The sequence below is a fragment of the Cellulosimicrobium sp. KWT-B genome (assembly GCF_002127155.1).
GTDB lineage: Bacteria > Actinomycetota > Actinomycetes > Actinomycetales > Cellulomonadaceae > Cellulosimicrobium > Cellulosimicrobium funkei.
Genome location: NZ_NEDO01000003.1, coordinates 33,131 through 53,383 on the forward strand (window position 1 = coordinate 33,131; position 20,253 = coordinate 53,383).

Consider the following 20,253-nt stretch of genomic DNA (forward strand, 5'->3'; position numbering starts at 1 on the left):
GTCGGACCGCGTCGCCTAGGGTCGGGGCAGGCACCGGTCGCACCCGGGTCGGGGCCTCGACGCAGCCCCGCCTCTCGAAAGTGCTCCCCGTGGCCTCCCTCTCTCAGCCCTCGCCCCACGACGGCCCTCTGGACGGCGATCGGATCGTCGTCGTCGGCGCCGGCATGACGGCCCACCGTCTCGTCGCGGGCCTGCGCTCGCGCGACCCCGAGGGCGCCTGGTCCGTTACCGTGATCGGTGACGAGCCGCACGAGCCGTACGACCGCGTGCACCTGTCCGAGTGGTTCGACGCCCGTGACGTGGAGGCCCTCACCCTGGACCGCGCGATGTGGGGGGACCCGCGCGTCACGCTCGTCACCGGGGACGCGGTCGCGTCGCTCGACCGCACGGCGAGCGTCGTGACGACACGGTCGGGGCGCCAGGTCCACTACGACCGCGCCGTGCTCGCGACGGGCTCGTGGGCGTGGACGCCGCGCGCGGAGGGCACGGACCTGCCGGGCCTGTTCACCTACCGCACGCTGGACGACGTCGAGCGGCTCGCCGAGTGGGTGCGCCTGCGCGAGCGGGCGCTGGGTCGGGCGGTGCGCGGCGTCGTCGTGGGCGGTGGCGTGCTGGGCCTCGAGGCGGCGGCAGCGCTCCAGCGGCTGGGCGCGGAGGCCACGGTCGTGGAGTTCGCCGACCGGCTCATGAGCGTCCAGCTCGACCAGGGCGGCGGCGAGATGCTGCGGCTGCTCATCGAGGACCTCGGCGTCACGGTTCGCACAGGTGCCGGAGCGCACCGGTTCCTGCCTGCGGGCGACGGGTCCGTGGGCTCGGTCGAGCTCACGGACGGCTCCGAGCTGGCGACCGACGTCGTCGTCTTCTCCGTGGGCATCCGGCCGCGCGACAGGGTGGCGCGCGAGGCGGGCCTGGCGATCGGCGAACGCGGCGGCGTCGTCGTCGGCGAGGCGTGCCAGACCTCCGACCCGGGCGTGTGGGCGATCGGCGAGTGCGCGTCGGTCGACGGCGCGTGCGCGGGGCTGGTCGCGCCCGGGAACGACATGGCCGACGTCGTCGTCGACCGCTTCCTCGGCGGCGAGCGCGTGCACCGGCGCACCGACGACGGCACCAAGCTCAAGGGCGTGGGCGTCGAGGCGGCATCGTTCGGCGACGTCAACGCGGTGAGCGCGGGCGCGCTCGAGGTGTCGTTCGTCGACCCGATCCACCGCCGGTACCGCAAGCTCGTGCTCTCGGACGACGCGACGACGCTGCTGGGCGGCGTGTTCGTCGGCGACATCGAGCTCTACTCGGCGCTGCGTCCGCTCCTGGGCCGTCCGCTCGGCGCCGACCCCGCGGCTGTGATCGCGCCCGACGGCGAGGGCCTGGCCGAGACCGAGCTGCCCGACGAGGCCGTCGTGTGCTCGTGCAACAACGTCGACGCCGGGACGGTCCGGGCTGCGGTGACCGAGCACGGTTGCCGGACGATCGGGCAGGTCAAGGACTGCACGACGGCGGGCACGGTGTGCGGGTCGTGCGTCCCGGCGCTCACCAAGCTGCTGAACGGCGAGCTGTCCCGGGCGGGCGTCACCGTCTCGGAAGCGCTGTGCGAGCACTTCGCGATGTCCCGGGCGGCGTTGTACCGCATCGTGCGGGAGGAAGGGCTGCGCACGTTCTCCGAGATCGTCGCGGCGCACGGGACGGGCCGCGGCTGCGCCGTCTGCCGCCCGACGGTCGCGTCGATCCTCTCGACGCTGCGCCGCGGGCACGTCCTCGAGGGCGAGCAGGCCGCGCTCCAGGACACCAACGACCACGTCATGGCGAACCTGCAGAAGAACGGCACCTACTCGGTGATCCCGCGGATGCCCGGGGGCGAGGTGCGTGCGGACCAGCTCCTGGAGTTCGCGAAGGTCGCCGACGAGTTCGGGCTCTACGTGCGCGTGACCGGCGGCCAGCGGCTCGCGATGTTCGGCGCGCGCCTCGACCAGCTCCCGGAGATCTGGCGGCGCCTGACGGCCGTGGGGTTCGAGTCCGGGCACGCGTACGGGAAGTCGCTGCGCACCGTGAAGACGTGCGTCGGGCGTACGTGGTGCCGGTTCGGCGTGCAGGACTCGTCGGCCATGGCGGTGCGGCTCGAGCTGCGCTACCGCGGCCTGCGCTCGCCGCACAAGATCAAGTTCGGCGTCTCCGGGTGCGCGCGCGAGTGCGCCGAGGCCCGTGGCAAGGACGTCGGCATCATCGCGACCCACAAGGGGTGGAACCTCTACGTCGGCGGGAACGGCGGAGCCCAGCCGGCCCACGCCCAGCTCCTCGCCGAGGACCTCGACGACGAGACCCTGGTCCGCTACGTCGACCGGTTCCTCATGCTCTACGTCCAGGAGGCCGACCGTCTCCAGCGCACGGCGCCCTGGGTCGCGGAGCGCGCGGGCGGGCTCGAGGAGCTGCGCCGCGTCGTCGTCGAGGACTCGCTCGGGATCGCCGACGAGCTCGAGGCGGCGATGGCCGAGCACGTGCGCGACTACGAGGACGAGTGGAGCGCGACGCTCGCGGACCCGGCGAAGCTGCGCAAGTTCACTCCGTTCGTCAACGCGCCGGAGGCGGTCGACGGCGACCTCGCGTTCGTCCCCGAACGCGGGCAGGTCCGTCCCGCCGACGAGACCGACGCCGTCGCCTACCCGGACCCCCGCGCGGCGCGCGACGTCGCGCTCGTCGCCGCCCGCGCCGAGCTGGAGGACGTCCGATGAGCACGTTCGTCGACATCTGCGCGCTCGACGACCTCGAGCCCGAGCGCGGGGTCGGGGCCCTCCTGGGCGGGACCCAGATCGCCGTCTTCCGGCTCGCCGACGGCACCGTGCGCGCCGTCCAGCAGCGGGACCCGTACTCCGGCGCCAACGTGATGTCGCGCGGCCTCGTCGGCACGCACCGCGTCACGCTCGACGACGGCACGGAGCGCGACGTCGACACCGTGACCACCCCGATGCTCAAGCAGGTCTGGGACGTCGACACCGGCGAGGTGCTCGACGCCGGGGGCAAGGACCGCAGGCCGCTGGCGGTCTTCGCGGCCGAGGTGCGCGACGGGCGCGTCCTCGTCGCGGGCGTCGCGACCTCGATGCGCGAGGAGGGCGGGACGCGCGACGACGTGAGCGACAGGGGCGTCGTCGGCTGAGGCCCTACTGGCCGGTCCTGCCGTCGATCCGCTCGCGCAGGAGGTCGGCGTGCCCGCAGTGCCGGGCGTACTCCTCGATCCGGTGGACCAGGACCTCGCGGACCGCGACCCGGTCCACGCCGAGCCGCTCCCCGAGGTCCGGGTGCCGCGTCAGCACCGCGTCGGTCGCGGCCTGCTCGCGCGCCAGGTTCGCGTACGCCTCGTCCACCACGCCCTGGTCGGCGACCGCGCCGTCGAAGTCCGCGTCGTGCCCCCCGTACAGCGCCGGCTCGCCGTCGTCGTCGGAGACCCACCCCCGCCACTCCCGCTCCACCTCCGCGAGATGACGGACGAGGCCGAGCAACGACATCGTCGACGGCGGCACGGAGCGCCGTGCGAGCTGCTCGGGGTCGAGGCCCTCGCACTTCATGAGCAGCGTCGTCCGGTAGCTCGCCGTGTAGTCGAGCAGCGTCGCGAGCTCGCCGTCCGGGCTCACGCCGTCGGTGTTGCGCGGGTCCTCGTCCGGGTCCACCCACATGTCCGGGTAGACGGCTGCGCGGGTCCACCGCACGGGCTCGGTCATCGCCCCATGGTCGCGCGCACCGGGGTGCCCCACAAGATCATTCGCCCCGGTCCCAGGCGCTAGGATCGGCCACCGCCGGCAAGGACGCCGGTGCACGACCGAAGGAGTCTCCTCGCCCATGATCGTCGCGTGGGGCGCGCTCGCCCTGCTCACCCTCGTCCATCTCGCCGCCCACCTCCTCGGTGCGGCGACCCTCGCCGACACGTCGCAGTGGTTCCTCATGCCGGTCCTGGCGGGCTGCTTGTGGCTCGCCACGCGGCGCCACGCCGCCGCCGGCCCCGGCCGGCGCTCGCGGCTCGTCCGGCTCACGCTCGTGGCGCTGGGCTTCTCGTGGCTCGGCGACACCGCGCCCGACCTCGCCGACGGCGACACCGCCTTCCTGGTCATGGTCGGGTTCTTCCTCTGCGCCCAGATCACGTACACGATCGCGTTCTGGCCCTACCGTGCGGGCTCCGTCCTGCGCCGCCCGCTCGCGCTCGTGCCGTACGGGCTCGCTCTGCTCGCGCTCGTCGTCGCGTGCGCGCCCGACGCCGGGTCGCTGCTCGTCCCCGTCGTCGTCTACGGCGTGTGCCTCGTGACGATGGCCGTGGTCGCGACGGGCGTCGACCGGCTCGCCGCGGTCGGCGGTGCGGTCTTCCTCCTGTCGGACGCGCTCATCGCGCTGAACGCCTTCGCCCCGTGGTACGACCTGCCCGGGCACAGCTTCTGGGTCATGCTCACCTACGTCGTCGGCCAGGTGCTGCTCGTGCTCGGCGTGCTGCGGCGAGAGCGCGCGGCTGCGCTCCCCGTCGTGACGGCCGCCTCGAGGACGCCGCGCGCGGCGGACGGGTTCCCGGCGTCGGCCTGAGGGCGTGTGCCGGCCGGGGCCTCAGGCGTCGAGCGAGCGGACGACGCGAGCGGGCGAGCCGACGACGACCGTGCGCGGCGGCACGTCCCGGGTGACGACGGAACCGGCCCCGACGACGGCGTCGTCCCCGATCGTCACGCCCGGGAGGACGGTCACGTTCGCCCCGAGCCACACGCTGCGGCCGAGGACGACGCGCGCCGGGTGCATGTCGGCGCGCCGGTCCGGGTCGAGGTCGTGGTTGAGGGTCGTGAGGACGGCGTTGTGCCCGAGCAGGCAGCCGTCGCCCACGACGATGCCGCCCTGGTCCTGGAACCGGGCGCCGGAGTTGATGAACACGTCACGCCCCAGGGTGATGTTCCTGCCGAAGTCGGCGGTGAAGGGCGGGAAGAGGTTCACGGACTCGTGCACGGGCTTGCCGGTCAGCTCCGCGAGCAGCTCGCGGACCCGCTCGGGCGAGCGGTACGCGCCGTTGAGCTCGCCGGCGATGCGCAGCGCCTCCTGGCTCGTGCGGTGCATGACGGCGTGCAGCGGCGAGCCGCCGGGGATCGTCCGCCCGGCGTCCAGCTCGGCCAGCAGGTCGTCCAGGTCCACGGGTTCCTCTCAGCCGGTAGGGGGCGCGGCGGCCGAGGCCGTGGTCGCCGCCCACGACGCGAGGAGGCGCAGCGACTCCTCGGTCGGGGATCCCGGGGTCGCGGTGTACACGGTCATGCCGAGCCCGGGGTCGCCGTGGAGCTCGAGCGTCTGGTAGTGGAGCTCGAGCTCCCCGACGACGGGGTGGCGGAACGTCTTCTGCCCGGCGTAGTGGCGACGCACGTCGTGGGACGCCCACAGCTCGCGGAACCGTTCGCTGCGCGTCGACAGCTCGCCCACGAGCGCCTGGAGCCGCCGGTCGTGCGGGCTGCGGCCGGCCTCGCGCCGCAGGATCGTGACGTTCGTCCACGCCGCTCGGTCCCAGTCGGGGTAGAAGTCGTGGGACGCGGGGTCGAGGAAGATGTGCCGCGAGAAGTTCGCCGCTCCCGCGGAGCCCGCGATCATGGGGGCGTACATCGCGGACCCGAGCGCGTTGGCGGCGACGAGGTCCATGCGGTTGTTCTGGATGAACGCCGGCGCGGTGGTGATCGCGTCGAGCAGGTACTGCAGCTCGGGTCGCACCGGGGTGTCGCCGTGGCCACGCTGCGGGCGTGCGCCGACGGGGTTGGCGGTGCGCGCGAGGTCGAGCAGGTGCTCGCGCTCGGCCGCGTCGAGGAGGAGGGCCCGCGCGACGGACTCGAGCACGGCGTCGGACACGCCCCGCAGGTTCCCCCGCTCGAGCCGCGTGTAGTAGTCGACGCTCACCCCGGCGAGGCGGGCGACCTCGTCGCGGCGCAGCCCGTCGACGCGCCGACGGCCGCCGTACGTCTCGATGCCCGCCTGCTCGGGCGTCACCCGGGCGCGGCGGCTCATGAGGAACTCGCGCACCTCGGAACGGTTGTCCATGGCCTCCACGTCCTTCACGGTAGTGCGGGACGACGGCGCGACGCGCGAGCGGTGCACCCGTCCACGCGGCGCGGCTCCGGTCCGAGCGTCCCGCCGGTCAGAACGTGACGATCGTCTTGAGGGACTCGCGGCGGTCCATCGCGGCGTAGCCCTCGGCGATGTCGTCGAGCGCGACGGCCTGGTCGAACACGCGGCCGGGGTCGATCGCGCCGCTCAGCACCTGCGGGATCGCGTCCTCGAGGTACGCGCGGACGGGGGCGGGCCCGCCGGTGAGCGTGATGTTGCGGCCGAACAGCGAGGCGAAGCCGACGGGGGCGTCGTCGTACTGCGGCACGCCGACGCGACTGATCACGCCACCCGCGCGCACGACGCCGTAGGACTGCTCGTAGGCGGGCAGGTGCCCGACGGCCTCCACGACGACGTGGCTGCCCAGGCCGTCCGTGAGGTCGAGGACCCGCTGCACGCCCTCGGCGCCGCGCTCGGCGACGACGTCGGTCGCGCCCCACTCGCGCCCCAGGTCGGTCCGGGCCTCGTGACGGCCCATGAGGATGATGCGCTCGGCGCCCATGAGGCGTGCGGCGAGCACGGCGGACAGCCCGACCGCGCCGTCGCCGACGACGGTGACGGTCTGGCCCGGCGACACGCGCGCCATGTGCGCGGCGTGGTAGCCCGTGAGGTAGACGTCCGAGAGCGTGAGCAGGGACGGCAGCAGAGGGCTCGTCTCGTCGACGTCCGGCACGGCGACGAGGCTGCCGTCCGCGAGCGGGATGCGCGCGAGCTCGGCCTGCTGGCCGCCGACGTCGCCGGGGTTGCCGTAGAAGCCCCCGTGGGGGCACGCGGTCTGAAACCCGTCGCGGCACACGGCGCACGTGTTGTCCGACCAGGCGAACGGCGCGATCACCAGGTCACCCGGACGGACCGTCGCAACGGCGGACCCGGTCTCCTCCACGACGCCGAGGAGCTCGTGGCCGATCGGGACGCCCTCGTCGCTGCGTCCCATCGAGCGGTAGGGGTGCAGGTCCGAGCCGCAGACGCACGCGCGCACCGCGCGGACGATCGCGTCGGTCGGCTCGAGGATCGTCGGGTCGGGACGGGTCTCGACCCGGACGTCGCCCGCGCCGTAGATGATGGTGGCCTTCATGGAGCTCTCCTCGCTGTGGGGTGCGCTCACCATTCGACACCGCACCCCGGGGCCTGAGGGAGTCCCGCTCCAGCAGGGTTCTGGCAGTACCTGGTTAGGCGCCCGCGGCCGTGCGCTCGTCGTCGACGTGCACCATGACGAGCGCGACGTCGTCCTGGGAGCCGAGCGGTACGAGCTCGGCGAGGAGGGCGTCGAGGAGCGCGTCGGGCGACACAGAGCCGAGCGCCTCGACGCGGGCCGGCAGCTCGTCGAGCACGTCCCGCAATGACCGGTCCCGGCGCTCGACGAGCCCGTCGGTGTAGAGCAGGAGCGTGTCGCCCGGGTCGAGCGACGTCTCGTGCTCGGCGCGCGGGCCGCCGAGCCCGACGCCGAGCATCGGCGAGGGGCGTGCGGTGAGCAGGTGCGCGGTCCCGTCGGCGCGACGCACGACGGGCGGGACGTGCCCGGCGCTCGCCCAGCACACGGCGCGCCGCCCCGTCAGGCCAGGGGTGCCGATGCGTGCGACGGCGACGGTGGACAGCGCCTGGAGCCCGAGCCCTTCCGCGGTGCGCTCGGCGGCGTCGAGCGCCTCGGCGGGACCGGCGTCCGTCGCGAACGCGACCGAGCGCAGCACGCCGCGCAGGTGGGCCATGTGGGCGGCGGCGGCGACGTCGTGCCCGGTCACGTCGCCCACGACGACGGTCGCCTCGCCGTCGGGGTGGACGAACGCGTCGTACCAGTCGCCGCCGACGTGGACCTCCGGCACGGCCGGCCGGTACCGCACGTCGATCGTCAGGCCGGGGATGCGCGGGGGAGGCGTGAGCACGGAGTCCTGGAGGGCGAGCGACGCGCTGCGCTCGCGCGTGATCACGTCCGCGTACCGGTCGACGGACGACCCGAGCAGCAGGGCCTGGTCGACGACCGAGAGCGCGGTGGGGTCCGCCGGGCCGGCCGGGGGCTCGGGCGCCGTCGTCCCGCCGGCCTGCACGACGGACGTCACGTCCTCCGCGCGGTGGACGACGGCCGTGACCCGGCCCGCGGCGTCGAGCACGGGCAGGTTCGTCGTGATCCACCAGCGCTCGGCCCACCCGCCGTCAGGACCGCGCAGGTCGTACCGGTGCGGTCCGATCATCTCGAGACGTCCCGTCCGCGCGACGCGCTCGAGCGACAGCACGACCCGGTCGACGGCGCTCCCGTCCGGCCCGTGGACGGGGAAGACGTCGAGGTAGTGGCGCCCGACGACGGCGCTCGCGGGCGCGCCGATGGTGCGCAGGAGGGACTCGTTGGCGTCGAGGATGGTCAGGTCGGGCGCGAGCACCGCCTTGGGCGCCGTGAGGACCGAGAAGACGGCGTGGTAGTCGACGGGGCCGGCGGCCCCGTCCACGTCCGAGGGCGTGCGGACGCCGCCCCCTTCGTTCTCTGCCACACCTCGAGCCTGCCCCGATCCCGCGCACTCGCAAGGGCGGGCGCAGGCGGAGCGACCCGCCCGGCGCACGACGACGACCGGGCGGGAGGACCGAGCGCTACCCGACGGCCGTCACCGGCGACGCGAGCGGCGTGCCCGACCCGTCGCGGCGCTGGTCGACCGGGGGCAGGTCGACCGACTGCCCGCCCGACCCCGTCGCCCGCGCCGGACCCTGGCCGACCCACGCGAGGATGAGCGCGTCCTCGCCCTTGAGGAACCGGTGCGCGCGGACGCCGCCGGTCCCGCGGCCCTTGCCGGGGTAGAGCTCGTACGGGGTCACCTTGCCGGCGCCGGTCTGGGTCCCGGGGAGCGCGTCGGACGACCCGGCGACGGTGACGACGACGCCGAGGTCGCGCACGTCGGCCGGGACCACGCCGAAGAACGCGACCCGCTGGCCGTCGGCGAGCCGGATGCCGGCCATGCCGCCCGCCGGGCGGCCCTGGGGCCGGACCGCCGACGCGTCGAAGTGCAGCAGGGACGCGTCGCTGGAGACGAACACGAGCTCGTCGGCGTCCGTCGCGGGCGCCGCGCCCACGACGGTGTCGCCGTCCTTGAGCCCGATGACCTCCCACTCGTCGCGGTTGCCCGGGACGTCGCCCGGCGTGACGCGCTTGACGACGCCCTGCGCGGTGCCGAGCGCGAGCGGGGGAGCGTCGGGGTCGAGCGACGCGATGGTCACCGCCTCCTCGCCCGGCTCGAGCGCGACGACCTCGCTGAGCGGGACGCCGCCCGACAGGCTCGGCGCGTTGTCCGTCGGCGGGAGGGCGGGCAGGTCGAGCACGGACACGCGCAGCATGCGGCCCCGGCTCGTGACGAGGCCGACCTCGCGGCGCGCGGTCGTGCGGACGGCGGCGCGCAGCACGTCGTGCGCGGCGCGCGGCCCCGAGCGCGCGGGCTCCGTCTCGTCGCTCGTGCGAGCGAGGAGCCCGGTCGCGGAGAACAGCGCCCAGCACGTGGTGTCGGCGACCTCGAGCGGGACGGCTGCGGTCGTCGTCGGTGCCGCGCCCGCGGACTCCAGCAGGATCGTGCGGCGCGGGGTGCCGTACGTCTTCGCGACGTCGGCCATCTCGCCCGACACCACGGCGCGGAGCCGTGCGTCGCTGCCGAGGATCTCCTGGAGCTCCTCGATCTCGCGGCGCAGCGTCTCCTGCTCCTTCTCGAGCTCGATGCGCGAGAACTTGGTGAGGCGGCGCAGCTGGAGCTCGAGGATGTACTCCGCCTGCGGCTCGGACAGGTCGAACACCGTCTGCAGGCGCCCGCGGGCGGTCGCCGTGTCGTCGGACGAGCGGATCACCTGGATCACCTCGTCGATGTCGACGATCGCGACGAGCAGGCCGTCCACGAGGTGCAGCCGCTCGGACCGCTTGCGCAGGCGGTAGGCCGAGCGACGGCGGACCACGTCGATCCGGTGGTTCACCCAGACCGTGAGCATCTCGCGCAGGCCGAGCGTGCGCGGCTGGCCGTCGACGAGCGCGACGTTGTTCATGCCGAACGAGTCCTCGAGCGGCGTGAACTTGTAGAGCTGCTCGAGCACCGCCTCGGGGTTGAAGCCCGTCTTCACCTCGACGACGATGCGCAGCCCGTGCTCGCGGTCCGTGAGGTCGGTCGCGGCCGTGATGCCCTGGATCTTCTTCGTCTTGACGCCCTCGGCGATCTTCTCGATCACCTTCTCCGGGCCGACGAGGTAGGGCAGCTCGGTGATGACGATGCCCTTGCGGCGCGGCGTGAGGTTCTCGACGCGTGCCGTGGCGCGCGTGCGGAACGTCCCGCGGCCCGTGCGGTAGGCGTCGCGGACGCCGTCGAGGCCGACGATCTTGCCGCCCGTCGGCAGGTCCGGGCCGGGCACGAACCGCATGAGCGCCTCGAGGTCGGCGTCCGGGTGCGCGACGAGGTGGCGTGCCGCGGCGACGACCTCGACGAGGTTGTGCGGTGCCATGTTCGTCGCCATGCCGACCGCGATGCCCGACGCGCCGTTGACCAGCAGGTTGGGGATCGCGGCGGGCAGGACCTCGGGCTGCTGGAGCTTGTTGTCGTAGTTCGGCACGAAGTCGACGACGTCCTCGTCGAGCCCTGCCGTCATCGCGAGCGACGGCGGCGCGAGACGGGCCTCGGTGTACCGGGAGGCCGCGGGGCCGTCGTCGAGCGTGCCGAAGTTGCCGTGCCCGTCGACCAGCGGGAGCCGGAGCGAGAAGTCCTGGGACAGCCGCACGAGCGCGTCGTAGATCGCGGCGTCGCCGTGCGGGTGCAGCTTGCCCATGACCTCGCCGACGACGCGCGCCGACTTCACGTGGGCGCGGTCGGGGCGCAGCCCCATGTCGGCCATCATGTAGAGGATGCGGCGCTGGACGGGCTTGAGGCCGTCCCGCGCGTCGGGCAGGGCGCGCGAGTAGATGACGGAGTAGGCGTACTCGAGGAACGACGTCTCCATCTCCGCCTGGACGTCGACGTCGACGATCTTCTCGTTCACCTCGGCCGGGTCGATCGAGGGGGTCGAGGACTTGCGCGCCATGGGCCTGCGGGCTCCTGCCGTTCGGTGCGCCGCGGTGGCGCGGGGTCTGTGCCGTCGTGGCCGGTGCTGGGCCGGCCGGGGTGCTGCGGGTTCGTGCCGCACGCGAGGGTACGCCACGCGTCCGACACGCTGTGCCACGGCGCCTGCCGCGGCACGTACCGGGACGGTCCTGCCAGGACCATTGTCCTCCCGGCTCGGGCCGGGGTGGCGCAGGCGCACCGCGCGCGCGACCGCATAGCCTGGGGTCGTGGACGACGACGCGCCGGGGCGGGACCCGGACCGGTACCCGGTGGAGTGGGAGGCCGACGTCGTGCTGCGCGACGGGACCACCACCCACGTGCGGCCCATCCGCCCCGAGGACGCCGACGCGCTCCAGCGCTTCCACGTCGGCCAGTCCGAGCGCTCCACGTACCTGCGGTTCTTCGCGCCCATGGAGCGGCTGTCCGAGCGCGACCTCGAGCGCTTCACGCGCGTCGACCACGTGGACCGCGTCGCGCTCGTCGCGGTGCGACCGCGCGACAGCGCCCCCGGGGACGGCGGCGAGGACATCATCGGCGTCGCGCGGTTCGACCGCACCGGACCGGCCGAGGCGGAGGTCGCCTTCAACATCGCCGACTCCGCGCAGGGGCGGGGCCTGGGCTCCGTGCTGCTGGAGCACGTCGCCGCGGCGGCGCGCGAGCGCGGCGTGCGCCGCTTCACCGCCGAGGTGCTGCCGCAGAACGGCAAGATGCTCGCCGTGTTCCGCGAGGCCGGGTACGACGTGCGCCAGCAGATGGACGACGGCTTCGTCCAGGTCAGCGTCGACCTCGACCCCACGGAACGGTCCCGGGCCGTCATGGCGGACCGCGAGCACCGCGCGGAGGCCCGGAGCATGCAGGGGCTGCTGGGCGCCACGAGCGTCGTGCTCGTCGGTCCCGACGCCCCGCTCGACGCGGGCGCGGAGCACGACGGCGAGGCCCTCGACCGCCTGCTGGCGCAGCGTGCGCTCGCCGCGCTCGACCGCAGCGCCGTGACGGTCCACGTCGTGGGTGCCGCGCGCGCGCCGGGGGAGGAGCGGTCGCACGCGTCCCTCGCCGACGTGCCCGGCCCCGTCGACCTCGCCGTCGTCGCGCTGCCGCCGCCCGCGGCGATCGACGCGGTCCGCCGGCTCGCGCGCCTCGAGGTGCGAGGCGTCGTCGTGCTGTCGGCCGGCTTCGCCGAGACCGGGCCGGACGGGCTCGCGCTGCAGCGCGAGCTCCTGCGCGTCGCGCACACGGCGGGCCTGCGCGTCGTCGGGCCCGCGAGCTACGGGCTGCTGCGCACGGGCGACGCGCCCGACCGTCCGGCGCTCGCCGCGACCCTCGCCCACGACCTGCCGGCCCCCGGCGTGGTGGGCCTGTTCAGCCAGTCCGCGCCCATGGCCGTGACGCTCCTCGCGACGACGGCGCGGCGCGGCCTGGGAGTGTCGTCGTTCCTGTCCGCCGGGCACCGTGCCGACGTCTCGGGCAACGACCTCATGCAGTACTGGCAGGACGACGCCGCGACGCAGGTCGTGTGCCTCTACCTCGAGTCCATCGGCAACCCGCGCAAGTTCTCGCGCATCGCGCGCCGCCTCGCGTCGGTCAAGCCCGTCGTCGTGGTGACGGCCGGGCGCTCGGGGCACGTCGTGCCGCCGGGGCACGCGGTCCGCTCGACGCGCGCGCCGCGGCGGACGCTCGAGGAGATGTTGCGGCAGTCCGGCGTCATCCGCGCCGAGAACACGCACCACATGATCGACATCGCCCAGCTCCTCGCGCACCAGCCGCTCCCGGCCGGGCGCCGCGTCGGCATCCTCGCGAGCTCCGCGTCGCTCGCCGCGCTCGTCGCCGAGGCGTCGTCCTCGGCGGGCCTCGTCGTCGCGCGCTCGGACTTCCTGCCCGAGGACGCGTCCGCCGACGAGCTCGCCGCCACGGTCGACGCGCTCTACGCGCCCGACGCGTGCGACGTCGTCGTGGTGGTGCAGGTCCCGGTCGTCGGGCCCCGGCGCGCGGACGTCTCGCGCGCCGTCGCGGACGCGGCCGCCCGCACGGGCCGCACGACCGTGGCGAGCATGCTCGGCCTGCACGGCCTCACCGACGAGCTCTCGGCCCCGGCCCCGGAGGGGCAGAGCGGGGCGGCCCCCGTGCGCGTCCCCGCCTACTCGACGCCGGAGGACGCCGTCGCCGCGCTCGGCGCGGTCGTGCGCTACGCGCGCTGGCGCGAGGCCGACCACGGCACGCCCGTGCGCCCGGCCGGCGTCGACCCGGTGCGGGCGCGCGCGCTCGTCGAGGAGGCGCTCGCCGGTCAGGACGCCGTCGACCTCGACCCGACGACGACGGCGGAGCTGCTCGCGTGCTACGGCGTGCGGGTCTGGCCCGCGCGCCGGGTCCGCACCGCCGACGAGGCGGTCGAGGCGGCGCGCGAGGTCGGCTGGCCCGTGGTGCTCAAGAGCACCGCGGCAGGCCTGCGGCACCGGGCCGACCTCGGCGGCGTGCGGCTGGACATCGCGGACGAGACCGAGCTGCGCTCGGACTTCGCGCAGATGCGCGAGGCGCTCGCGGCCGTGCTGCCGGGCGCCGCCGACGAGCCGTTCGAGGTCCAGGCGATGGCGGACGCCGGGGTCGCGTGCGTGGTCCGCTCGACCGAGGACCAGCTCTTCGGCCCCGTCGTCTCGTTCGGGCTCGCGGGCGACGCCGTCGACCTCCTCGGCGACGTCGCGTACGGCGTGCCGCCCCTGACCGACGTCGACGTCGCGGCGATGGTCCGCTCGGTGCGGGCCGCGCCGCGCCTGTTCGGCTACATGGGCACGCACGTGGTGGCCACGGCCGCGCTCGAGGACGTCCTGGCGCGCGTGTCCGTGCTCGCGGACGACCTGCCCGAGGTCCGCAGCCTCGAGCTGTACCCCGTCGTCGTCTCGGAGCACGGGGCCGCGGTCCTCAGCGCGCGCGTCACGCTCGCCGACGCCCAGCGGGCCGACGCGCTCCGGCGGGCCCTGCCGGGCTGACGGGCCGGCCGCCACCCGCCCAGGGCCCCGACGGCGGGTGGCCCCGGCCCGGCGCCGGATGGGACAATGCGCGGGTGCCCTCTGCTACCTCCAACGCCTGGACCGACCTGACGACCCAGCTCCACCGCGCCGGCTACTACCCGGAGCTCGTCGCGGACGTCCTCGACCTCGCGGTCGCGGGGGAGGAGATCGTCTCGCACCTCGTGCTCCCGGAGACGACGTTCGACGCGACCGAGGTGCGCCGCCACCTCACGGTGCTCGTCCTCACGCCCACGCGGCTCGTCACGGCGCACGTCGACGACCACCCGGCGGACAGCGAGAACCCGTCGGCCTCCGCCGCCGCCACGACCGAGGCGGTGCCCCTGTCCGAGGTGCGGTCCGTCTCGCTCACGCACGTCGTGGCGGAGCCGCACGAGCACCGTGCGGGCGCCGCGCCGCTCGAGGTCACGCTCGCGCTCGGCTGGGGCGCGGTCTCGCGCGTCGACCTCGAGCCCGCCGGCTGCCCCGACCCCGCGTGCGACGCCGACCACGGGCTCACCGGCCAGATCACGCCCGACGACGTCGTCGTCCGCGTGAGCGCCGAGGCGGAGGGCCGCGACGCCGTCCGTGCCGCGGTGGACTTCGCGCGGGCCCTGTCGCGCTCGACCACGCGGCACAGCGCCCGGTGAGCGAGGCACCCGCGGGCGCGCCGACCCCGGTCGCCGACCCGGCGCTCCCTCCGGGCCTGCTCGCGCCGGAGCACGGGACGCACGGCCTCGCGGCCGTCCTGCCCGCCGCCGCGGGCGCGCTCGGCGTCGACCTGACCACCGCCACGGGGCTCGCGAGCGAGACGGCGCGCGGCGCGCTCGACCTGCCGCGCGCCGAGCGCGTGTGCGTCGTGCTGGTCGACGGCCTCGGCCACCTCAACCTCGCCGAGCGCGCGGGGCACGCCCCGTTCCTGCGCTCGCTCCTGCCCGACGCGCGGCCCCTCACCTCGACGTTCCCCAGCACGACCGCCGCCGCGATCGGCGCGTTCGGCACGGGCACCGCGCCGGGCCGCACGGGCATGCTCGGGTACACGCAGCGCAACCCGGTGACGCGCGGCCTCGCCAACATGGTGTCGTGGGAGGGCGCGCCCGCGCCCGCCGAGCTGCAGCGCGAGGAGCCGGTGCTCGCGCGCCTGGCCGGGGCGGGCGTCGCAGTGATGTCGACCGGCCCCGCCCGGTTCGCCGGGTCGGGCATGACGGTCGCCGCGCTGCGCGGCGGCACGTACGCGTCCGCCGAGCCGCTGGCGGGGCGCGTCGACGCGGCCGTCCGCGCGCTGTCCCGGCCCGGTCTCGTCTACCTCTACTGGGGCGAGGTGGACAAGGCGGGCCACCACCACGGCAGCGCGTCGTGGCAGTGGGGCGACGAGCTCGAGGCGCTCGACCGCGAGCTCGCGCGCCTCGTGCGGTCGGTGCCGCGCGGCACGCTCGTGCTCGTCACCGCGGACCACGGCATGGTCGACGTCGACCCGGCGCTGCGCCGCGACGTCGCGACCGACCCCGCGCTCGCCCGCGGCGTCGAGCTCGTCGGCGGCGAGCCGCGCGCGGTCCACGTGTACACCGAGCCCGGCCAGACGGCGGCCGTCGCCGCGCGGTGGCGCGACGTCCTCGGCGACGACGCGCTCGTGCTGGAGCGGGACGAGGTGCTGGCCCGGGGCCTCCTCGGGCCCGACCCCCGGCCCGACGCCGTCGCCGCCGCCGGCGACGTGATGGTCGCGCTGCGGGGGCGGGCGACCGTCGTCGACTCGCGCACCCAGACGCCCGCGTCCCTCACGCTCGTGGGCGTGCACGGCTCGCTCACCCAGCGCGAGATGCGCGTGCCGTTGCTCGTCGCGGCCACCTGACCCGACCGCTTCCCGTCGCGCCGGAGCCACCGGGCGCGGACGCACCGACCGACCTCGCGGAGGACCGCCGATGGCAGAGCTCGTCTTCTTCTCCGGGACCATGGACTGCGGCAAGTCCACCCTGGCGCTCCAGCTCGACCACAACCACGCCGCGCGGGGCCGCCGCGGGCTGATCTTCTCGCGCGACGACCGCGCCGGGTCCGACCGGCTCTCCTCGCGCCTCGGGCTCGAGGTCGTCGCGCGCGAGGTCCACGACGACACCGACTTCTGGTCGCTCGTCACCGCCGAGCCGGTGCCCGTGGACTACCTGGTGTGCGACGAGGCGCAGTTCTACTCCCCGGCGCAGGTCGAGCAGCTCGCGCGCCTCGTCGACGAGACGGAGATCGACGTCTTCGCGTTCGGCATCACGGCCGACTTCCGCACGCGCCTGTTCCCGGGCTCCGCACGCCTCATCGAGCTCGCGGACCGGGTCGAGGTCCTCCAGGTCGAGTCGCTGTGCTGGTGCGGGCGGCGCGCCACGCACAACGCGCGCACGGTGGACGGGCGCATGGTCGTCGAGGGCGACCAGGTCGTCGTCGGGGACGTCCGGGCCGGCTCGGGGGAGATCGGCTACGAGGTGCTCTGCCGGCGCCACCACATGCGGCGCATGACGACGGCGGTCGCGCGCCGGCACGCGACGGAGGACGGCCTGCCGCTCGACCTGCCGCGCTGACGCGCCGCGGGCATCACTCGGGGCGGGCCCCGAACACGATCTCGTCCCAGCTCGGGACCTTCGCGCGCGACCGGTTCTTGCCCTTGCGGGCCTCGCGCGCGGCCGGGGGCCGCACTGTGCTGGAGGCGCCGTCGGCGTCGGACGCCGACGAGGCGTCGTCGTCCGCGCCGGCCTCCCCGGACGGCCCGGTCTGCGGGCGCCCGGGCTCGTCGGGGCCGTCCCCGGTCGCGTCGGCGGCGGCGACCAGGCCCTGCGGGGGCCGGATCGTCGGCAGGTGCACCACGGTCGCGCCCGCGGGCAGGTCGCCGGAGAACCCGCCCTCGTCCTCGTCCTGCTCACGGTTCCGCGGGGCGAGCGGACCGAAGCCCTCGAACGGCTCCTGCCCGACGGCGTCGCCCGCGGGGGCCGGGTCCTTGCGCGGGCGCACGCCGCGCCGCTGGCTCAGGTCGTCGAGCAGCTCGGCCGTCCCGTCGTCGGCGGGCGGTGCGGCCCGCAGGCCGCGGGCGCCGCGCGCGGTCGCGTCCACGTCGAACACCGCCACGGCCCCCGGTGCCGGGTCGCGCGGGGCGTCCGTCCCGGAGAGCCAGCGGGCCTCGTCGTCGAGCGCCTGCAGCGCGCGCGTCGCCGGGTCGTAGGTCCAGCGGGCCGTCCGCTCGCCGGTGCCGGCCTCGAACGTCGCCGTCACGACCCACGGGGAGCCGTGCGCGCGCGCCGCGCTCCACGCGACCGCCGCGGCGTCGACGTCGCGCGCGGCGAGCCGCTGCGCGACGAGCTCGCCCACCGTCGGGGAGTCCTCGTCGTGCCCCGGGCGCAGCCCGCGCACGCGCTCGACGACGTACTCCTGCTCGGCGACGACCGGGCCGGCGAACCGGCGCACGTGCTCGACCCCGAGCCCCGCGGCCTCGGCGACCGCCTCCACGGAGTCCCCGGCCCGCAGCCGGGCCTGGATCTCGCGCGGGGCGAGGTTGCGCTCGCCCTCCGCGCGCAGGTGCTCCAGGTGCGGGCGGTCGCGCCGTACGGCCGCGCGCAGCGCCTCGGTGATGGGCAGCACGAACTGCGCGCCGCCCGTCGCGCGCAGGACGAGGTGCTCCCCGTCCTCGTGCAGTCTCACCAGCTCCAGCTCGTCCATGGACCCTCCCGTGTCGCCGCGCCCGGTGGCGCTCGCGGTGCCGCTCGTATGCCGCTCGTGTGCCGCCCCGGTCGCTCGGCGCCCGGCCGCGTGCCGGACCGCCGTGCGCCGTGGACCGCGACGCCCGCGCCACCGCTCCCTCGAGGGTGCCATCGTCCCATCCCCGAGCGGCGCAGCACGCGCGGTGTGCCGCTCATTCGCACCGGCCCGGCCCGGCCCCGGCAGGCGGCGGCTGGGATGATGCGGGGGTGATCCTCGACCTCGTGCCCGGCGACGCCCTCGAGCTCGGCGGCGTGTTCTTCGCGGCGCTGTCCGGCGGGCTCGCCGCGGTGCGCAAGCGGTTCGACCTCGTCGGCGTCCTCGTGCTCGCGTGGGCCGCGGGGCTGGGCGGCGGGCTCCTGCGCGACGTCCTCATCGGGGCGATCCCGCCCGTCGGCATCTCCGACTGGCGGCTCGTGGCCGTCGCGGCGCTCGCGGGCGTCGTCACGTTCTTCTGGCACCCGCGGCTCGAGCGGCTGCGGCGCAGCATCATCGTGCTCGACGCCGGCGCCCTCGCGCTCTTCGTGCTGTCCGGGACCATGAAGGCCCTGGAGTACGGCGTCGGCCCGCTCGCCGCGGTGTTCGCGGGCGTGCTCACGGGCGTGGGGGGCGGCATCCTGCGCGATCTGCTGACCAACGAGGTGCCGCTGCTGTTCCAGGACAAGCAGCTCTACGCCATCCCGGCGCTCGCGGGGGCCGCGCTCACCGCGGCGCTCGCCGAGGCGGACCTGCTCGGGCCGTTCTCGCAGGCGGCGGTCCTCGCGCTCGTGTTCGGTTTCCGTCTCGTCTCGCTGCGCCTCGGCTGGTCCGCGCCCGGCCCGTGGGAGGGTCGCCGGGCAGGCCGCGGGTCGGGCAGGATGTGAGCCGTGCGCCTCTTCATCGACGACCCCCGGCAGCCCGACGACGTCACCGTGGCCGACCTGCGCGACCTGGCCGAGCGCCTCGCGCGCGAGGCCGGCGAGCTGGTCCGCTCCGGCCGTCCCGACCGGGTCGAGGTGGCCGCGACGAAGTCGACCGCGACCGACGTCGTGACGCGGATGGACGCCGACTCCGAGGCGCTGCTGCGCCGCGGCATCGCCGCCGCCCGCCCCGACGACGCGATCCTCGGCGAGGAGGAGGGCGCCTCGGCCGGGACGTCGGGCGTCACCTGGGTCATCGACCCGGTCGACGGCACGGTGAACTACCTCTACGGCGTCGCGTCGTACGCGGTGTCGGTCGCCGCGGTGGTCGGCCCGCCCGACCCGCTGGAGTGGACGGTGCTCGCCGGGGCGGTGCACTCCGTCGTCGACGACCGCACGTGGACGGCGGGGCTGGGAGCGGGGGCGACCCTCGACGGCCGTCCCGTGCACGTCAACGCCGAGACCGATCTCGGCCAGTGCCTCGTGGGCACGGGCTTCGGGTACGACGCCGACCGTCGCCGCGCGCAGGCCCGCGTGCTGCTCGACGTGCTGCCGCAGGTGCGCGACATCCGCCGCCTCGGCTCGGCCGCGATCGACCTGTGCCTCGTCGCCACGGGCGAGCTCGACCTCTACTACGAGCGTGGTCTCAACCCGTGGGACATGGCCGCGGGAGCGCTCGTCGCGCACGAGGCCGGGGCGCTCGTGACGGGACTGCGGGGTCGCGCCGCGGACCGCGAGATGACGGTCGCGGGACCGCCCGAGGCGGTCGCCCGGCTCGTCCGGATCCTCGAGCACGCGGGAGCGGACTCCGACTCCTGACGGGGTGCCGTGCACCCGTGACCAACGACACCCGGGCGGGTGCCCGGCCACAGGGTGCATCACTCAGGGAAATGGTGCAGAATCCGGGGGCCCACCGGGAACAATTCCGGTGCGCCGCGCATTGATCAGCGTGCAGTGCCACGAACCCCCTCGGGGCACGACACGTCACGGGGTGCCCCCGCACCCCGCACCCGTGCCGCCCGGCACGACCGGCCGTCGCCGGTGGTCCGGACGCGCACAGTCGCGATCGACGATATTCCGGAGAGTGACCCCACAGATGGCAACAGACTACGACGCCCCCCGCAAGAGTGAAGAGGAGCTCAGCGAGGACTCGCTCCAGGAGCTCCAGGCTCGTCGCTCCGACAAGAGCTCGGGCGTCGTTGACGAGGACGAGACCGAGGCGGCCGAAGGCTTCGAGCTGCCCGGTGCCGACCTGTCCGGCGAGGAGCTCTCCGTCCGGGTCCTTCCCCGTCAGGCGGACGAGTTCACGTGCGCGAGCTGTTTCCTCGTGCACCACCGCAGCCAGCTCGCCTACGAGAAGAACGGCCAGCAGATCTGCTCGGAGTGCGCCGCCTGACCCGCCGCGCACCACGGCCGACGGCCGCCGCCCCCTCCCCGGGGCGGCGGCCGTCGTCGTTCGCGGGGCCCGTAGGCAAAGCGGGGCGC

Annotated in this window: 17 protein-coding genes; 10 read left to right on the top strand and 7 right to left on the bottom strand. The window is 75.4% G+C overall.

All coding sequences use genetic code 11. The features are described from left to right. Positions 1-164: 164 nt before the first annotated feature. Positions 165-2,720, top strand: a complete 2,556-nt coding sequence (nirB, locus tag B9L22_RS10015; protein ID WP_086150640.1) for a nitrite reductase large subunit NirB — start codon at positions 165-167, stop codon at positions 2,718-2,720. Further along, positions 2,717-3,142, top strand: coding sequence for a nitrite reductase (NAD(P)H) small subunit (locus B9L22_RS10020; protein ID WP_086150286.1), 426 nt, complete (start codon positions 2,717-2,719; stop codon positions 3,140-3,142). Before nirB ends, B9L22_RS10020 begins: the two co-directional genes overlap by 4 nt. Positions 3,143-3,146: 4 nt before the next feature. Here the strand turns inward: B9L22_RS10020 and B9L22_RS10025 are convergent, their stop codons facing one another. Beyond that, complete coding sequence (locus B9L22_RS10025; RefSeq protein ID WP_086150287.1) at positions 3,147-3,704, bottom strand: DinB family protein; 558 nt, start codon at positions 3,702-3,704, stop codon at positions 3,147-3,149. A 118-nt stretch (positions 3,705-3,822) separates the two neighbouring features. On the opposite strand from B9L22_RS10025, the gene B9L22_RS10030 reads away from it, so the two are divergent. Then, positions 3,823-4,551, top strand: a complete 729-nt coding sequence (locus B9L22_RS10030) for a lysoplasmalogenase (RefSeq protein WP_086150288.1) — start codon at positions 3,823-3,825, stop codon at positions 4,549-4,551. A gap of 21 nt (positions 4,552-4,572) precedes the next feature. Here the strand turns inward: B9L22_RS10030 and B9L22_RS10035 are convergent, their stop codons facing one another. The 5 genes from B9L22_RS10035 to B9L22_RS10055 all read right to left on the bottom strand — a co-directional run bounded on the left by B9L22_RS10035 (position 4,573) and on the right by B9L22_RS10055 (position 11,121). Then, on the bottom strand, positions 4,573-5,142 hold the full coding sequence (locus tag B9L22_RS10035; protein ID WP_086150289.1) for a DapH/DapD/GlmU-related protein: 570 nt from the start codon (positions 5,140-5,142) through the stop codon (positions 4,573-4,575). A gap of 9 nt (positions 5,143-5,151) precedes the next feature. Then, complete coding sequence (locus tag B9L22_RS10040) at positions 5,152-6,027, bottom strand: helix-turn-helix transcriptional regulator (RefSeq protein WP_086150641.1); 876 nt, start codon at positions 6,025-6,027, stop codon at positions 5,152-5,154. 97 nt (positions 6,028-6,124) lie between these two features. Beyond that, positions 6,125-7,168: an alcohol dehydrogenase catalytic domain-containing protein gene (locus B9L22_RS10045; RefSeq protein WP_194216269.1), complete on the bottom strand. Its 1,044-nt coding sequence runs from the start codon at positions 7,166-7,168 to the stop codon at positions 6,125-6,127. 94 nt (positions 7,169-7,262) lie between these two features. Continuing rightward, positions 7,263-8,573, bottom strand: coding sequence for a PP2C family protein-serine/threonine phosphatase (locus B9L22_RS10050; protein WP_158097189.1), 1,311 nt, complete (start codon positions 8,571-8,573; stop codon positions 7,263-7,265). A 97-nt stretch (positions 8,574-8,670) separates the two neighbouring features. Beyond that, on the bottom strand, positions 8,671-11,121 hold the full coding sequence (locus B9L22_RS10055) for a DNA topoisomerase (ATP-hydrolyzing) subunit A (RefSeq protein WP_086150291.1): 2,451 nt from the start codon (positions 11,119-11,121) through the stop codon (positions 8,671-8,673). Between the two features lie 247 nt (positions 11,122-11,368). Here B9L22_RS10055 and B9L22_RS10060 point away from each other — a divergent pair, with 247 nt between their 5' ends. From B9L22_RS10060 to B9L22_RS10075, 4 genes are all read left to right on the top strand, one after another. Beyond that, on the top strand, positions 11,369-14,122 hold the full coding sequence (locus B9L22_RS10060; RefSeq protein ID WP_086150292.1) for a GNAT family N-acetyltransferase: 2,754 nt from the start codon (positions 11,369-11,371) through the stop codon (positions 14,120-14,122). A 74-nt stretch (positions 14,123-14,196) separates the two neighbouring features. After that, complete coding sequence (locus B9L22_RS10065) at positions 14,197-14,790, top strand: DUF5998 family protein (RefSeq protein WP_043652060.1); 594 nt, start codon at positions 14,197-14,199, stop codon at positions 14,788-14,790. Further along, positions 14,787-15,989: an alkaline phosphatase family protein gene (locus B9L22_RS10070; protein WP_086150293.1), complete on the top strand. Its 1,203-nt coding sequence runs from the start codon at positions 14,787-14,789 to the stop codon at positions 15,987-15,989. Before B9L22_RS10065 ends, B9L22_RS10070 begins: the two co-directional genes overlap by 4 nt. Before the next feature lie 70 nt (positions 15,990-16,059). After that, positions 16,060-16,701: a thymidine kinase gene (locus B9L22_RS10075; protein WP_021482148.1), complete on the top strand. Its 642-nt coding sequence runs from the start codon at positions 16,060-16,062 to the stop codon at positions 16,699-16,701. A gap of 13 nt (positions 16,702-16,714) precedes the next feature. On the opposite strand, the gene sepH is transcribed toward B9L22_RS10075, so the two are convergent. Next, on the bottom strand, positions 16,715-17,830 hold the full coding sequence (gene sepH / locus B9L22_RS10080; RefSeq protein ID WP_086150294.1) for a septation protein SepH: 1,116 nt from the start codon (positions 17,828-17,830) through the stop codon (positions 16,715-16,717). Positions 17,831-18,078: 248 nt separating this feature from the next. On the opposite strand from sepH, the gene B9L22_RS10085 reads away from it, so the two are divergent. The 3 genes from B9L22_RS10085 (at position 18,079) to B9L22_RS10095 (ending at position 20,164) form a co-directional block, all read left to right on the top strand. Then, entirely contained in the window at positions 18,079-18,732 is a 654-nt protein-coding gene (locus B9L22_RS10085; protein ID WP_085388037.1) for a trimeric intracellular cation channel family protein, read from the top strand. 3 nt (positions 18,733-18,735) lie between these two features. Continuing rightward, positions 18,736-19,587: an inositol monophosphatase family protein gene (locus B9L22_RS10090; RefSeq protein WP_233139979.1), complete on the top strand. Its 852-nt coding sequence runs from the start codon at positions 18,736-18,738 to the stop codon at positions 19,585-19,587. 277 nt (positions 19,588-19,864) lie between these two features. Further along, complete coding sequence (locus B9L22_RS10095; RefSeq protein ID WP_021483601.1) at positions 19,865-20,164, top strand: DUF4193 domain-containing protein; 300 nt, start codon at positions 19,865-19,867, stop codon at positions 20,162-20,164. Positions 20,165-20,253: the final 89 nt, after the last annotated feature.